Annotated in this window: 10 protein-coding genes and 1 tRNA gene; 9 read left to right on the top strand and 2 right to left on the bottom strand. The window is 46.9% G+C overall.

The annotated features are described in order from the left end of the window. Window positions 1-78 precede the first annotated feature (78 nt). From gltB to G9409_RS00380, 5 genes are all read left to right on the top strand, one after another. Window positions 79-4680: a glutamate synthase large subunit gene (gene gltB / locus G9409_RS00400; RefSeq protein WP_166806923.1), complete on the top strand. Its 4602-nt coding sequence runs from the start codon at window positions 79-81 to the stop codon at window positions 4678-4680. A gap of 41 nt (window positions 4681-4721) precedes the next feature. Next, a complete protein-coding gene (locus G9409_RS00395) occupies window positions 4722-6197 on the top strand; it encodes a glutamate synthase subunit beta (RefSeq protein WP_166806922.1) in 1476 nt (491 codons plus the stop codon). Window positions 6198-6272: 75 nt separating this feature from the next. After that, complete coding sequence (locus tag G9409_RS00390) at window positions 6273-6539, top strand: DUF4404 family protein (RefSeq protein WP_006366226.1); 267 nt, start codon at window positions 6273-6275, stop codon at window positions 6537-6539. Window positions 6540-6579: 40 nt separating this feature from the next. Further along, the gene (gene clpX, locus G9409_RS00385; RefSeq protein WP_166806921.1) at window positions 6580-7896 is read left to right on the top strand and encodes an ATP-dependent Clp protease ATP-binding subunit ClpX; all 1317 of its coding nucleotides are present in this window, start codon (window positions 6580-6582) and stop codon (window positions 7894-7896) included. A gap of 70 nt (window positions 7897-7966) precedes the next feature. After that, window positions 7967-8040 (top strand) — tRNA-Val (locus G9409_RS00380). Between the two features lie 162 nt (window positions 8041-8202). On the opposite strand, the gene G9409_RS00375 is transcribed toward G9409_RS00380, so the two are convergent. Next, the gene (locus G9409_RS00375) at window positions 8203-8352 is read right to left on the bottom strand and encodes a hypothetical protein (RefSeq protein ID WP_166806920.1); all 150 of its coding nucleotides are present in this window, start codon (window positions 8350-8352) and stop codon (window positions 8203-8205) included. Then, window positions 8352-9365 carry a helix-turn-helix transcriptional regulator gene (locus tag G9409_RS00370; protein ID WP_166806919.1) on the bottom strand — a complete coding sequence of 338 codons (1014 nt, stop codon included), beginning with the start codon at window positions 9363-9365 and terminating at the stop codon, window positions 8352-8354. Before G9409_RS00370 ends, G9409_RS00375 begins: the two co-directional genes overlap by 1 nt. Before the next feature lie 580 nt (window positions 9366-9945). On the opposite strand from G9409_RS00370, the gene G9409_RS00365 reads away from it, so the two are divergent. The 4 genes from G9409_RS00365 (at window position 9946) to G9409_RS00350 (ending at window position 15818) form a co-directional block, all read left to right on the top strand. Further along, window positions 9946-11235, top strand: a complete 1290-nt coding sequence (locus G9409_RS00365; RefSeq protein ID WP_166806918.1) for a reverse transcriptase domain-containing protein — start codon at window positions 9946-9948, stop codon at window positions 11233-11235. Between the two features lie 37 nt (window positions 11236-11272). Next, on the top strand, window positions 11273-12064 hold the full coding sequence (locus G9409_RS00360) for a hypothetical protein (protein WP_166806917.1): 792 nt from the start codon (window positions 11273-11275) through the stop codon (window positions 12062-12064). A gap of 102 nt (window positions 12065-12166) precedes the next feature. Next, entirely contained in the window at window positions 12167-14332 is a 2166-nt protein-coding gene (locus G9409_RS00355; RefSeq protein ID WP_166806916.1) for an ATP-dependent DNA helicase, read from the top strand. Then, on the top strand, window positions 14313-15818 hold the full coding sequence (locus G9409_RS00350; protein WP_166806915.1) for a DUF7017 domain-containing protein: 1506 nt from the start codon (window positions 14313-14315) through the stop codon (window positions 15816-15818). Before G9409_RS00355 ends, G9409_RS00350 begins: the two co-directional genes overlap by 20 nt. The last annotated feature ends 19 nt before the right edge of the window (window positions 15819-15837 follow it).

Genomic DNA, 15837 nt, shown 5'->3' with positions numbered 1-15837 from the left:
TTAAATAACTTATATTCTGCACTCTGAATTGTTGATCGCCTTTTTTTTGAAACTATTTGAAAAGTTGTGCCTGAAAATATGAATGTTACAAGAAAAGCGGGGCTCTATGATCCTCAGTTTGAGCATGACGCCTGCGGTGTTGGATTTGTTGCCAATATCAAGGGTGTCAAGTCCCATAATATTGTAGAGCAGGGACTGCAAATCAACGAGAATCTGAAACATCGCGGAGCCTGCGGGTGTGAAAAGAATACCGGTGATGGTGCGGGAATTCTTATCCAGGTTCCCGACAAGTTTCTGCGCAGGGTCTGTGCGGAAAAAAATATTGAACTTCCGGCGGCAAGCCAGTACGGAGTGGGGATGGTTTTTCTTCCTCCGGATATATCGCAGCGTCGTGCTATAGAGGATATCTGTCGTTTGATGATACAGGCTGAAGGGCAGAAGTTTCTTGGTTTCAGAAAAGTCCCGACCGTCAATGACACCCTCGGCGCGACCGCCCGCTCTGAAGAGCCTGTGGTCAAGCAGCTTTTTGTCGGCTGGGGCAAGGATATCTCCTCCGAGCTTGAATTTGAAAGAAAGCTCTATATCATCCGCCGCCGCATTACCAAGAGGGTTAAATACACCGCAGGGCTTCTCGGCAGCAGTTATTTCTATATATCAAGTCTCTCCTGCCGCACGATTGTCTACAAGGGGATGTTGCTTCCCGAACAGGTCGGGGAGTTCTATCCCGAGTTGCACGATCCCGACATGGAGAGCGCTATAGCAATGGTACACTCCCGTTTCAGTACCAATACTTTCCCGAGCTGGGATCGCGCGCATCCCTACCGCTATCTGAGTCATAATGGCGAAATCAATACCCTGAAGGGAAACGTCAACTGGATGAAGGCCAGGGAGAAGAATGTGCAATCGAAGGTGTTTGGTGATGCCCTTGAAGATATAAAGCCGGTTATTCTTGAGGACGGCAGCGACTCTGCCATTCTTGATAATTCATTTGAGTTTCTTGTTCTTTCAGGCCGTTCGCTTGCTCATGCGGCGATGATGTTCATTCCTGAACCATGGTCAGGAAACCAGACCATGTCTGAAGAGAAAAAAGCTTTCTACGAATACCACAGCTGCCTTATGGAGCCGTGGGACGGACCTGCCTCTGTAGTCTTTACCGACGGTGTACAGATCGGAGCGGTGCTTGATCGTAACGGACTTCGCCCTTCACGCTACTATATTACCAGGGATGACCTCGTTATCATGGCCTCCGAGGTTGGTGTGCTTGATATTGCTCCCGAAAGGATTCTCAGGAAAGACCGTCTTCAGCCGGGTAGAATGTTTCTCGTTGATACTGCCGAGGGCCGTATTATTTCTGATGAAGAGATCAAGAGTACCATTGCCTCCGAGCAGCCTTATGGCAAGTGGATTGAGCGGAATGTTATTGATCTTGATGCCCTTCCGGATCATCCCCAGTTAAAAAATCCCGATGAAGAGAAGTACAGTCTTACCGCCCGTCAGAAGGTGTTCGGCTATACCCAGGAGGATATCGCCCTTCAGATAAAGGCGATGAGTGAAAAAGGGGTGGAGCTTGTCGGATCGATGGGTAACGATACCCCGCTTGCAGCGCTTTCCAATAAGCCGAAGATGCTCTATGATTATTTCAAACAGCTCTTTGCCCAGGTGACCAATCCTCCTATTGACTCGCTCAGGGAGGAGCTTATCACCTCGACGACGGTCATGCTTGGAACCGAAGGGGACCTGCTTGAGCCAACAGAGGTTAATTGCCGTCGCATAAGGTTGCCGCATCCTATCTTGACCAATCAGGCTCTCGAAAAGATCCGTGGTATTGATAAACCCGGTTTCCGTGCCATTACGCTCCCTATTTTTTACAATGTGGAGCGAGGAGGAAAGGGTATAGAGGTTGCCATGCAGGATCTCTACCGTCAGGCTGAAAAGGCTGCCGGCAAGGGCGTCAATATTATTATTCTCTCCGACAAGGGTGAGATTGAGCAGAACCGCGCACCGATTCCTGCACTTCTTGCCGTTTCAGGTCTGCACAACTTTCTTATCAATGCCGGTATAAGAACTAATATCGGCCTGGTACTTGAATCAGCCGAGCCGAGAGCCGTTCATCATTTTGCCATGCTCATCAGTTATGGCGCCGGTGCAATCAATCCCTACATGGCCTTTGAAACAATTCGTTCAGAGGTTTCGATGGGCCATATCAAACTTGAGGAGAAGGTTGCTACCAAAAACTATGTCAAGGCAGCCGTCAAGGGCGTGGTGAAAACCATGGCTAAAATGGGTATCTCCACTATCCAGAGCTATCGTGGCGCCCAGATATTTGAGGCGGTCGGTCTCAATACCCAGCTTGTTGATGCCTATTTTACCCGTACACCTACCCGAATTGAAGGTATCGGGCTTGATACGGTTGCCGAAGAGGTCCGCAGGCGTCATGAAACGGTTTTTCCGCCAACCGGGAACAAGGTTGATCGTGGTCTCGAAGCCGGAGGAGAGCGGAAATGGCGTTATAACGGCGAGTATCACCTTTTCAGTCCCGAAGCGATCCATGTTCTGCAGCACTCCTGCAGGACGGGAAACTATGAGCTCTTTAAAAAATACGAAAACCTTATTGATGACCAGAGCGAGCATCTTTGCACGATCCGGAGTCTGATGGATATCCGCTTCAGCAAGAGCCCTGTTCCTCTCGAAGAGGTCGAACCGGTTGAAGCCATACTCAAAAGGTTCAAGACCGGCGCCATGTCCTTCGGCTCCATCAGTCAGGAGGCTCATGAAACCCTTGCTATTGCCATGAACAGGCTTGGAGGCAGAAGCAACACCGGAGAGGGCGGAGAAGATCCGCTGCGTTTTAAAAAGGACGCCAATGGCGACTCCAGAATGTCCGCCATCAAGCAGGTCGCTTCCGGAAGGTTTGGTGTTACCAGTGAATATCTTGCCAGTGCCAATGAGATCCAGATCAAGATGGCACAGGGCGCAAAGCCCGGAGAGGGCGGCCAGCTTCCCGGTTCTAAAGTCTATCCCTGGGTGGCAAAGGTTCGTCACTCAACCCCCGGTGTCGGTCTTATATCTCCGCCGCCTCATCATGATATCTACTCGATCGAGGATCTTGCCCAGCTTATCCATGACCTGAAAAATGCCAATCCCGAGGCGCGTATCAATGTCAAGCTCGTTTCGACGGTAGGTGTCGGCACGATTGCTGCCGGTGTTGCAAAGGCTCATGCCGATGTGGTGCTCATCAGCGGTCACGATGGAGGAACCGGTGCCTCGCCTGTTTCAAGCATCATGCATGCAGGTATGCCCTGGGAGCTCGGTCTTGCCGAGGCTCATCAGACCCTTGTACTCAACAACCTGCGAAGCCGTATCGTTGTCGAGACAGACGGTCAGCTGAAAACCGCAAGGGATATCGTTATTGCCGCCATGCTTGGCGCAGAGGAGTTCGGTTTTGCCACAACAACGCTTGTGGTGATGGGGTGTATTATGATGCGCTGCTGTCAGGATGACTCCTGTCCGGTTGGTGTTGCCACCCAGAATCCTGAACTTCGCAAGCATTTCAAGGGGAAGCCCGAACATGTCGAAAACTTTATGCGTTTCCTTGCCGAGGGAGTACGGGAGTATATGTCGCGTCTCGGTGTACGCTCCCTTAATGAGCTTGTCGGACGCACCGAACTGCTCAGCATGAATAAAACGGTCGATCACTGGAAAGCACAAGGGATAGATCTGTCCAGGATGTTCTATCAGGCAGAGATCGGCGAGAATGAAACCCGCTACTGTACTATTGATCAGGAGCACGGCCTTGATGAGAGTCTCGACCGGACCACCCTGCTCTCGCTTTGCGAACCGGCGATCAAAAGAAAGGAGAAGGTCTCTGCTGTGCTGCCGATACGCAACACCAACAGGGTTGTGGGCACCATTGTCGGCTATGAGGTAACTAAAGCTCACGGCTCAAAGGGACTTCCTGACGATACGATTCATCTGAAATTCACCGGATCCGCAGGCCAGAGTCTTGGTGCATTCATACCCAATGGTATCACCATAGAGCTTGAAGGTGATGCCAATGACTACGTTGGAAAGGGTCTCTCGGGCGGTCGTATTGTGGTTTATCCGTCAAAAGGATCAACGTTTGTTCCGGAAGAGAATATCATTATCGGTAACGTCGGTTTTTACGGGGCGACCTCCGGAGAGGCATTTATCCGGGGTATGGCCGGAGAGCGGTTCTGTGTTCGTAACAGCGGACTGAATGCAGTTGTTGAAGCAATCGGTGATCATGGTTGTGAATATATGACTGGCGGAGTTGTTGTGATTCTCGGAAAAACCGGACGAAACTTTGCCGCCGGAATGTCGGGAGGTCTGGCCTATGTTTATGACGCTGACGATACCTTTGCTGAAAACTGCAATCATGAGATGGTCGGACTCTCCACGGTTGATGACCTGATGGAGCTTGCGGCTCTTCAGAGCATGATTGAGCGGCATGTCGAGTATACGGGCAGCGATCTGGGTCAGTCGATTCTTGATGACTGGCAAACCAGCCGCCAGCGCTTTGTCAAAGTCATGCCGCATGATTACCTGCGGGCGATGGAGGCAATGAAAGAGGTTGAGGCGGCCGGCATTACAGGCGATGCAGCGGTTATGGCGGCATTTGAAAAAAATATTCATGATCCATCGCGCGTTTCAGGCAATTAACAGCGGAAAACGGCGGAACTTGAAAAGATTAAACTATCGATATGGGTAAAGTTAAAGGTTTTATGGAGTACCAGAGAGCGTTGCCTGCCGAGAGGGAGCCTCTGGAGAGAATAAAAGACTGGCAGGAGTTTCACAAGGAGATGCCGGATGGGGAGCTGCAGAAGCAGGGCGCACGCTGTATGGATTGCGGTACCCCTTATTGCCACACCGGAATCATGCTGAGCGGGATGGCGTCAGGATGCCCCATACATAATCTTATCCCCGAGTGGAATGATTATATCTATAACGGTTTCTGGCATGATGCCTATGACCGGCTGATGAAAACCAACAACTTTCCTGAGTTTACCGGAAGAGTCTGTCCGGCTCCCTGTGAAGGGTCCTGTGTGCTTGGCCTTATCGAGCCGCCGGTAACCATCAAGAACATTGAGTATTCAATTATAGAGCATGCATTTGCCGAAGGGTGGGTAGAGCCGAAGAAAATTGCTCACAGAACAGGTAAACGGGTTGCGGTTGTCGGATCAGGTCCTGCCGGACTTGCCTGTGCTGACCAGCTCAACAAGGCAGGCCACAGCGTTACGGTTTTCGAGCGTGACGACCGGTTCGGAGGCCTCATGATGTACGGAATTCCCAATATGAAGCTCGACAAGAAACTGGTTGTTGAGCGTCGTATTGATCTTATGAAGGCGGAGGGAATAGCATTCATGGAGAGCACCGAAGTCGGTGTTGATTATCCTGCAGACAAGCTGCTTGAAGAGTTTGACTCAGTAGTACTCTGTACAGGTGCCACAAGACCCCGTGATCTGAATGCAGAGGGGCGCGAATTTACGGGGATTCATTTTGCCATGGATTTTCTTCGTTCAAGCACCAAAGCCGTGCTTGATGGAAGTGCACCAACCCTTTCGGCGGCAGGAAAAAATGTTGTTGTTATCGGTGGCGGTGATACGGGTACGGACTGTGTTGCCACCTCTCTGCGTCAGGGTTGCAAGAGTGTTATTCAGCTTGAGATCATGCCGAAGCCGTCGCTTGAGCGGCAGCCGGACAATCCCTGGCCGGAGTGGCCTAAAACCTTCAAGGTGGATTACGGACAGGAGGAGGCGGCAAAGGTTCAGGGCGAGGATCCGAGAAAATATGCAATAATGACCAAGAAGTTTCTCTCCGGAGATGGCGGAGCAGTCAAGGCCGTTGAAGTATCCCGGGTTGAGTGGGTAATGCAGGAGGGCCGATTTGTACCGCTTCCGGTTTCGGGAACGGAGCAGATTATTCCCGCCGAGCTGGTACTGCTTGCAATGGGTTTTGTCGGACCTGAAGAGCACCTGCTCCAGCAGCTCCAGGTTGCGCGAGATGAACGTACCAACATCAGGGCCAGTGAAAAAACCTTTCTGACCAATCGGGAGGGGATTTTTGCTGCAGGTGATGCCCGTCGCGGCCAGAGCCTTGTAGTCTGGGCTATTTATGAAGGAAGGGCTGCTGCGCGTGCATGTGATCGTTTTCTGATGGGAACCACAAGCCTGCCGTAAACGATCGGGCGGCTTCTGGTGTTGTATGTGTCATTCCTCTTCTGGATTTAACAAATGTTTTAACGGCTCAGCGATATGGAACAGCAAAAACTCAGGGATCTGCTTGAAACACTTCATCGTGAACTTGAAGGGGTGGACTCTGTTGATGAGACAACACTGAACGTGCTTTCAAATCTCAGGGAGGATATCGGAAAGCTTGTTGATGAAAATGGATCAATCCGGGAGTCCGAATCCCGGGCGGATCGCATGAATGAAGCAATAGAGCATTTCGAAGCCGACCATCCCAAACTGAGTATGACGATTCAGCATGTGCTTGACAGTCTGGCCCGAATGGGATTTTAAAGCACAACCTTATTAATATTCTTGACGGCGCAACTATTCCATGACCAGAGAAAAAGAACCGGGTAGAGGGAAACCGAGAGGCGGAAACGGTGACGGTGAAGTGTTATGTTCATTCTGTGGCCGGAGTGCACATGAGGCAAACAGCATGGTTGCCGGTCCGAGAGCATTCATCTGCGATCGCTGCATAAAAACATCCTATGAGATCCTCCGCAAGGAGCTGAGTGCCATTCAGCAGAGTGAACGGGTGGCGGAGCAGCCCTTCCAGCCGCGTCTTGTAAGCCCGAAAGCGATCATGGACTCTCTTGACAAGTATGTGGTCGGGCAGGAGATCGCCAAAAAATCGCTCTCTGTTGCAGTCTACAATCACTACAAGAGGATTGAGTCACAGGAGTGGATGCACGATGAGGATGATGAGGTTGTCATCGAAAAAAGCAATATCCTGCTCATCGGGCCGACCGGTACAGGAAAAACGCTTCTTGCCCAGACGCTGGCCAACATGCTTGAAGTGCCATTTTCAATTGTTGATGCCACTTCGCTTACCGAAGCCGGATATGTCGGCGACGATGTAGAAACCATTCTTGCCCGTCTGCTTCATGCTTCGGATTTCAATCTTGAAAGGGCTGAGCGGGGTATTATCTATGTTGACGAAATCGATAAAATTGCCCGTAAATCAGCCAACGTCTCCATCACACGGGATGTCTCGGGTGAAGGGGTTCAGCAGGCACTTTTGAAGATTCTCGAAGGTGCGGTTGTCGGTGTTCCGCCAAAAGGGGGACGCAAGCATCCTGAGCAGCAGCTGATCAATATCAATACCAAGAACATCCTCTTCATCTGCGGTGGCGCGTTTGAGGGACTTGACCGGCTGATTGCCAAAAGGGTTTCAAAGTCCTCGATGGGGTTCGGCTCCAAAGTCAAGAGCAAGCAGACCGGATACGATCCTGAAATTCTTCGCTATGTCACCCAGGATGATTTGCATGAGTATGGCCTTATTCCTGAATTTATCGGTCGTCTGCCGGTGATCTCCACTCTTGATCTGCTTGATGAGAAGGCGTTGCGCAATATCCTTGTTGAACCCAAGAATGCCATTGTCAAGCAGTACAAAAAGCTCTTTGAAATGGACGGCGTCGAGCTTGAATTTACCGAAGAGGCGCTTGACAAGGTGGTTTCCATTGCCATTGAACGCGGAACCGGAGCCCGGGCCCTGCGGTCAGTGCTTGAAAATGTCATGATCGATATCATGTTCGATCTTCCCTCGATGAAAAACACCCACAGATGTGTCATCACGGCCGACACCATAGAGAACAATGGTGCTCCGGACTATTTTTCGGATGATAAAAAACAGAAAAAAATCGCATAAAATATTCTGCAGGGCTTTCATTCCCTTTGCAAATGACGAATGAAAGCCTATATTTACAGCCTTTCAAAGAGGACGATTAGCTCAGTTGGTTAGAGCGCTACATTGACACTGTAGAGGTCAGAAGTTCGAATCTTCTATCGTCCACCCCCATAACATTCTGTAAGTAAATGACTTGCAGGATTTTTGCCTCCCGCTCTTACGCCACTGAAATACTCCGATTTTATCCGATTTAACGCCGTTTACCCATGGTTTTGTTACGCCATTGTGATGCGAGTTTTTTTACTTCTCCTGAAAAAACCTGATAACTCATTGCATAATTGAGTATTGCGCTTGTATGCGTAATGCCTGCGCTACCTCTACAATCTTTTTGTTCAGGTTTCTGGCATTTTTCGGTGCCAAATTATCACTTGGCTCTTTTTTGTCTACCAGATGGGGTCCGCTAAAAAGTTCAAGCATTATGAGTATTGTTTGAATGCGTTGGACAGTCTTGACTTGATAGTGTCCAATAGGTGTTTAGGCTGAACCACGGTCACGCTATCGGCATAGGAGAGGATTAGACGTTCGAGTTCATAGTTGATAATGAGTTGAAGTGATATTTCCAGTGTCCCATCGCTAAGCCATTTCGACTTCTGTGAACCATGAAGAGGTTTGGTTTGCATGTACATGGCAGACTTTCCTGAAAAGTGTAGCACGATACCCTCAACTTCAACATTCTCAGGCTTTGTCACGCCGATAATGTCTTCAAAATATTCTTCCCAGTCGATGATTGAGTTCTCATGGTACATGCCGGTAATTTCTTTCAATGAGACAATTCTGTCGATGGCTAGGTTCCAATTATGCTTTTGCATCTCCGGGTTATAGCCGAACAGGAACCATCGGTTGTTGTACTGTTTCAGAACGTAGGGGTGGAGAATCAACTCGTAGGGAGCATTGCTTTCATAGGGCTGGTACTGGATGGAAAGAATCTTTTTGTAGTAAATAGCATTATACAGCTCTCCGAGTTGCTCAATCCCCTTTAAGAAGGGGTTACTTTCGAATTGCATGACTGTCCCTTTGTTCACCTTATCTACGCGCCTTAGCTGCAGTTTCGGCAACAAGGCACTGACCCACTCGAACTGCGGCATCCCTTCAAACTGGGACAGGATGCCAATAGCCGCTTGTAACTGATTGATCTCAAGTTCATTCAAAGGCATGTTGTTGATTGAAAAGGACGTGTTGGTATACCGGTAATACACTCTTTTTCCCTCCCGATTCCGGACAAGTTCAACACACCACCCCTCGTTGCTCTCCATGAAGGCAATATCCGCAAGGATTTGCCTCCGGCTTATGCCTCTTGATAATGGATCGATCTCTAGTAAAATCGATTCACATTCAGTGATCAGATCCTCAATGAAGTACCGTTTTCCCGGATTTGCGAAGCATTTATCGAGAAGCTTGTAACGGATCAAGGCATTTTTGTTGATAGCCATAGCATTCTAATTGAAGAAAAAAGTATAGAAGAGGATACGAAGGCTTAACTTGAAGAACGATGAACAGCCAAAAGAGTCCCTGAAGTCCAACACACTTGGATATTGTGACCTATTGGGTCTTTGTGAATAATGTAACAATAGTATCTCATACCTAACCCTATGTTTTTTTGTAGAATAGACGTACTATTGTGGAGATAACCGTTTACTCAACATGCTGTTTGATGAAAGCTTCCATATATGGCTGCCTTATTTGAGAATTTAGCCGTATGAAGAACCATCAACTGTGCAGATACGCTGCACAGGATGTGTTTTCTTTAGGGTATTGTTCCTTGAAAGCCTGCCGCAAGATATTGACTAGTGCCAGCTGGGGTTAATCGAAAGATGTATCCAGATCGGCTGGTGTCCCGAAGCAATTCGGGATGAAGGTTCCCGGGTTATTAGTTGGATCTCAGATTGTAATGATTTTTTTTTACGATTTGATTTCTACCTACTAAACCCCGTATCTAATTTGAATTCTTTTCAAAGTCATACACGAAGAATATGCGGCAGGTATTTCGGGATTATTCAATATGAACCCATTATGAAAATCGAACAATCACATATCCTGGAGGTCCGGAGCGTTTTTGAGAAAATGCATTCAAGGGAAGATTTCCTGAATTTATTGAATCAAGTAAAACCCCTTGTCTATGGAGTAAAGACCGTTCCTATTGAGCTAAAACAGCTCACATGGTATGCAAATCCTAATCTTGGAGGAAAACGTTACTCAGACTTCTCTATAAAAAAGAAGTCCGGTGCTGATCGGCTCATCCACGCCCCCGTTTCAGGAATGAAGTCTATCCAGAAGGCATTGAGCTTTATTCTGCAATGTGTCTTCGAACCCCACAAGGCTGCCACAGGATTTGTTATCGGTCGTTCGATAGTAGATAACGCGAGGATCCATCAAGGATGCAACTATGTTTTCAACATTGACTTGAAAGACTTTTTTCCAAGCATCAATCAGTCAAGGGTTTGGGCATGCCTGCAGATGGAACCGTTCAATCTCAACGAAAAAAAATCGATAGCCCCTACGGAATCCGCAGATAAATACTTTATGGTGAGGAGCCGGACTATAGCAGGTCGAAAGCAAATTGCGAATATGATTGCAGCGATTTGCTGCACCGAAATGACCGTCGAGCGTCAGGATGAAAAGGGTGAATGGGTTCAGGTGAAGCAGAATGTTCTGCCACAAGGGGCCCCGACCTCTCCGGTCATAACTAATATTGTTTGTAAAAAACTTGATCATCGATTGACTGGCGTGGCCAATCGATTTGGGCTCAGATATAGCCGGTATGCGGATGACATCACGTTCAGCTCGATGCACAACGTCTATCAGAAAGACGGAGAATTCCTGAAAGAGTTGCATCGCATCATTACTGATCAAGGCTTTCATATAAACGAAAAGAAAACCCGTCTCCAGAAAACCGGACATCGCCAGGAAGTAACCGGTCTCGTTGTAAATGAAAAGGTCAATGTGCAAAAACGGTATATCAAGCAGCTGCGCATGTGGCTTTACTATTGGGAGCGATATGGATATGAGAAAGCCGAAAGAATATTTCTAGAGCAATATATGGATGACAGGGGGCACTTGCTGGATGGTGGAAAACCGAATATGATAAACGTCTTGGCAGGCAAGCTGGATTATTTGAGGATGGTCAAGGGTGCTGATAATTCTGCTTACAAAAAAATGAAAAAGCATTTCGATAACTTGATTATTGAGAATCGATCTAATGTCATCACAGATCCATTAAGAGTGAAAGAACTTGATGATGTACTTAATACATTTTTTGAGAGTGGTTTTGATGTCGCGATGAACAAGTATTCTATGAATTAGGATTTCTGTTCTAAAAAAATAACTAAAAGCTCCTAGGATGGCTCAAGATAAAGTCAAGCTCAGAAAATTTATAAATTTGATATCAGAGATAGCCTCATTGCGGGGAAATGAGTGGTTTATCAGGGAGTTGCTTTGTGAAATTAGTGAACAAGAGGCGCAAAAAATCACTGGTAAAACTGTGAATGAAGTTTATGAATACTGTTTAAAAAATGTTATTCGAGAACAGGCTGAAGGGTTTTATTCAGATTTTGTAATGATCAATATTAAGCAGAAGTTAATAGATGATTTTGTTCAGATGGAGAGATTTAGAAGAGAAAATAATTTTGAGGAATTTTGTGAAGCACTGTTTGAGCAGGTAGAGGGTATCGTTAGGGTGTTGTTTACAGAAGAGATTAAGTCTTTGATAATAGAGAGATGTGATTATCTGTTTTGTGGGTCAGGCGGTTCTGCTGATGTGCAAAAACAAAAGTATCTATGGCAGTTGGTTTTTGGTGATTCATATAAAAAGGAATGGCTGGCTGATACATTTAATAAGAATGCATCACAGTGGGGTATTGAATATCAGCTCTCATCAATATTGTATGCTTATTATTATGGAGCTCCGTCTAGTGGAGTGCTGAATTGTGTTGGTTTTGATATAATAAAAAAAACAGCCGAAGGATTGCTGGTGGTGCGTGACATGAACTCTCATAGGAGTGCGTCATTTAAGGATTATAAGTTAAAATTGTACAAAAAGGTTCTTGCGGGTCGATACAGGCTCTTTTTTGTGTATTTAAGTTTTCTTGAAGATTTTACGAAAACGATAAATAAAAATATTTCTCGGTTATGAAGTGACTTCACATGATAAGTGTTTTTAAGGTTTTCTATTAGGTTTGTGTGTGAGTTTTTATGACAATTATTCTCTTGTGATCTCGTATGTCGAAATACATTTATGACTATTGTTGAACATTTTCTGGATCCCGCACTTAGTTCCAGCCAAAGGGAGGTATTGGCTCGAGTAGAAGAATTTTTAAGCTCCCCTGTAAATGTATTCATTCTCAAGGGCTACGCTGGCAGTGGTAAGACAACACTTCTTAAAGGCCTTGTAAAAAATCTTGTTACCTCCAAGAAACGATATGCTCTTATGGCTCCGACCGGAAGAGCCGCAAAGATACTTTCTGACAAAACAGGCAATCAAGCGACTACCATCCATAAAGGCATCTATACTTATCACGAATTGGATGACAAGGAGGAAAAAGAAACCTTCAGGTATTATTATGGGATTAATACCGATGCCGATATCGCAAATACTATTTTCATCGTCGATGAAGCATCCATGATCTCAGATGCAATAGCCGAGGATGAGTTTTTCCGCTTTGGGACTGGGCGACTGCTTTCCGATCTGATAACATTCACGAGGGTACAGCATAAGAATGCAGGGACCAAGATCATCTTTGTCGGTGATCCCTGCCAACTTCCTCCGGTTGGTGACAATGCCTCGAATGCGCTTGATGCGAAATATTTGAAAGATAATTTCGGCCTTGACTCAGAGGAGGCTGTTTTGACAGAGGTGCTACGCCATTCTGCCGGGAGTGGGGTGCTGGATTCTGCGGTCTTGGTCAGGAAGGCGATAACGTCAGGTCATTTCAATTATTTCAATCTCAATGGAAACGGCACTGATGTTATCCGCTCTTCAGCTGAACATTTCATAGACTCCTGGCAAAGTGCTGAAGGTACCAAGGTCATCGTGACATATCAAAACAAGACTGCTTATGATCTCAATGTGCAGATAAGAAGCGGTTTGCATGGCTCGGACGAACTTCCTCCGAGGCAGGGCGATATCGTGATCATTGGTGCCAACAGCTATACCCTCGGGGTACTCAATGGCGAGTTTGCCGTTATTAATTATGCCGATACTGTTGCTGAATCGCGAACAATCGCAATGAAAGGACTTCCACCTGTCACGCTTACTTGGAGAAAGGTTGAACTTGTCTTGCCGGACTTGGAAGGTAAAGAAAGAATTGTTTCAGGGCGTCTCCTTGAGAATTTCCTGTACGGCGGTAACAAGCTGAGTCCAGATGAAATGCGGGCACTGTATATCGATTTCAAGGTTAGGCATAAAAATTTAAAGCCGAAAACCAGGGAATTCAATGAAGCAATCCGTCAAGATGAATATTTCAATTGCTTGAAGGTCAAGTACGGTTATGCGGTTACCTGTCATAAGGCTCAAGGCGGTGAGTGGGACAACGTTTTCATCGTTTGGGACTATGGCCAAGGATTTCAAAATCAGGGGTTTTACCGATGGGCGTATACTGCGATCACGAGAGCATCTTCTTTGTTGTATAATCTGACCCCCCCGTATTTCACTCCATACTCGAATATGATCTTGGTCGAACTACCCGTTCAGAATGTGCTGGTTCAGTTGATAGGAACAACACGTCCTGCCGAAGAGGTGGCATTCGATGACGAGATGGCCGGCTTGCTAGACCAGATTGGTCTCAAGGATGCTATGATTCCACTTCAAGACCATTGCTTGCGGGTTCATATAGCAGTTGAAGAGTGTGGGATTGACTTGACCGGCTGGCAGCGAATGAACTACGAAATCCGGTATGCTTTTCGGAGAGATGCGGATACGGCGGTTTTCAAGACATTCGTTAACGGCAAGAACGAGCTCAAGAATGCATTCACGACTCTTCCTGCACTGTCACCGAACACTAATTTCAACACCGAGATTGCGCAGATTCTGGATAACCTGCCGAACATTCGGATCGTTCGGAATGAGAATAAGCAAACAGATGCGCAGGGCGTTGAGGCTTCTGCTGAGATCGACTTTGATTCAACAAAACCCTTTACCGAGGCGCTCTATCGGGATATGCTCAGCGCGTTGACATATATCGGCATCATAATCCGGAACGTAGAGCATTTGCAGTACAAGGAGCGGTATACGTTTATCAGAGGTGTGGAAACGTGCGTTCTTGATTTCAATTACAATCAGGAAGGATTTTTCGGCAGTGTGATGCCATTGGCCTCAAGGTCGACCAGTCCGGCGCTGTTGTCCTTAATCAAGAACGGGATTCATTCATTGAAGGATAATAACTATGTCAGCCAGCGAAATTAAAACACTGCGCAAAGACGGTCGTCTGAAGGAGGCTTTTGCCATGGCGAATGCCGAACTGCAGGCTGATCCTGATAATATTTGGAGCAAGCGGAATATTAGCTGGGTGTACTATGAATACGCTAAGCAATTTGCGGAAAAGGGCGATTTAACCAGCTTTATAAAGTGCTTGGAGAGTGTCAAGGCGTTGGAGTTACCACCAGAGGATGTGATGCTTTTCGATACCGTGGCATGGCAAATCGGGAAAATCGTGTACAGGAGTATCGACGAGCAAAACTCTCATATGAACGAGTTGCTCCAGATATTCCATATCACAGAGAAGTTTTCATTCACCAAACCATCACCCGCATACAGTTTCTTGTTCAAGGCTTTTAATAAAGCTTTCAAGAATCATGGGAGTTATCTGCAAGTTGCCGACTGGTGGGGCCTGGACAATTTCGGCCCGGAAGATTACCAGCCCGAGGTAATGCCTGACGGGAAAAGAATAATGACATTGGCTGAACAAGCCTATATCATCTATGCCAAGCATTTGTTGCCGCACACGGATTATTTTGGCCAATTGACATTCAACAAGGCTCGTGTCGAGTCGTTCTTGCCGCGCCTAACAGCCTTGATAGAAAGTCATCCCGAATACCTGTATCCGCCATATTTCAATGCAAAACTTCTTTTGGCTCTTGGTGACAAAGAGCACATGCATGCTAAACTGCTTCCATTCGCAAGGCAGAAGTCAGGTGACTTCTGGGTATGGGATATTCTTGCTGAGGCCTTTTCTGAGGATAAAGAATCCGTATTTGCTTGCTATTGCCGTGCGTTGTTGTGCAGAAGTTCGGAGGAAATGCTGGTCAATTTACGGGAGAAGATGGCGGCATTACTCATCGATAGAAAGATGTTCGATGAAGCAAGGGGAGAAATAGACAAACTCGTCGATGCCAGAAACAAGAAGGGGTGGAAAGTTCCGAAATCCGTACAGGACTGGATGGCGTCTGAATGGTACCAAGTTGCCCAGCCATTGAAGTCAAACGTGGAGTTGTACAAGCGCCACGAATCACATGCGGATGCCTTACTCTATGCGGATATCCCGGAAGAGGCCGTGATCGTGGAATTTGTTAACACTAACAAGAAAATGCTGAGCTATCTGGCTACTGACGATCGGTTGGGTTTTTTCAAGTATGAGCGCTTCCTTGATAGAGTGACTATCGGCGAAATTCTCAAAGTCAGGTTTCAAGACTATGGTGGCGAAGCCCCTTCCCGAGTCTTCACAGTAATCAAAGTTGATGACAAAGAGATCAGGAGCCAGTTCATCAAGCCGATTGATGATATAGTTAAAATTCGGGCAGACCAACCCTTCGGATTTGTTGATGATGTTTTTATCCCGCCCGACGTAGTGTCCGACCTGAAATTGGTTAACGGTATGCATGTAAAGGGAAATGCCATAAAGACATACGACCATAAAAGGGAGCGCTGGGGCTGGAAGTATCTGGAAGCATAACACATTTTCATTCATTAGA

It is taken from the genome of Candidatus Chlorobium masyuteum (genome assembly GCF_011601315.1).
Taxonomy (GTDB): Bacteria; Bacteroidota; Chlorobiia; order Chlorobiales; family Chlorobiaceae; genus Chlorobium; species Chlorobium masyuteum.
The sequence above is the reverse complement of the archived record's forward strand: the minus strand, read 5'-3'. Positions and strand labels throughout refer to the sequence as shown.

What these genes read in the sequence shown, in the direction of transcription:
- G9409_RS00370 (WP_166806919.1), bottom strand. Translation starts at nt 9,365, where the DNA reads ATGGCTATCAACAAAAATGCCTTGATCCGTTACAAGCTTCTCGATAAA.
- clpX (WP_166806921.1), top strand. Translation starts at nt 6,580, where the DNA reads ATGACCAGAGAAAAAGAACCGGGTAGAGGGAAACCGAGAGGCGGAAAC.
- G9409_RS00365 (WP_166806918.1), top strand. Translation starts at nt 9,946, where the DNA reads ATGAAAATCGAACAATCACATATCCTGGAGGTCCGGAGCGTTTTTGAG.
- G9409_RS00390 (WP_006366226.1), top strand. Translation starts at nt 6,273, where the DNA reads ATGGAACAGCAAAAACTCAGGGATCTGCTTGAAACACTTCATCGTGAA.
- G9409_RS00355 (WP_166806916.1), top strand. Translation starts at nt 12,167, where the DNA reads ATGACTATTGTTGAACATTTTCTGGATCCCGCACTTAGTTCCAGCCAA.
- gltB (WP_166806923.1), top strand. Translation starts at nt 79, where the DNA reads ATGAATGTTACAAGAAAAGCGGGGCTCTATGATCCTCAGTTTGAGCAT.
- G9409_RS00375 (WP_166806920.1), bottom strand. Translation starts at nt 8,352, where the DNA reads ATGCTTGAACTTTTTAGCGGACCCCATCTGGTAGACAAAAAAGAGCCA.
- G9409_RS00360 (WP_166806917.1), top strand. Translation starts at nt 11,273, where the DNA reads ATGGCTCAAGATAAAGTCAAGCTCAGAAAATTTATAAATTTGATATCA.
- G9409_RS00395 (WP_166806922.1), top strand. Translation starts at nt 4,722, where the DNA reads ATGGGTAAAGTTAAAGGTTTTATGGAGTACCAGAGAGCGTTGCCTGCC.
- G9409_RS00350 (WP_166806915.1), top strand. Translation starts at nt 14,313, where the DNA reads ATGTCAGCCAGCGAAATTAAAACACTGCGCAAAGACGGTCGTCTGAAG.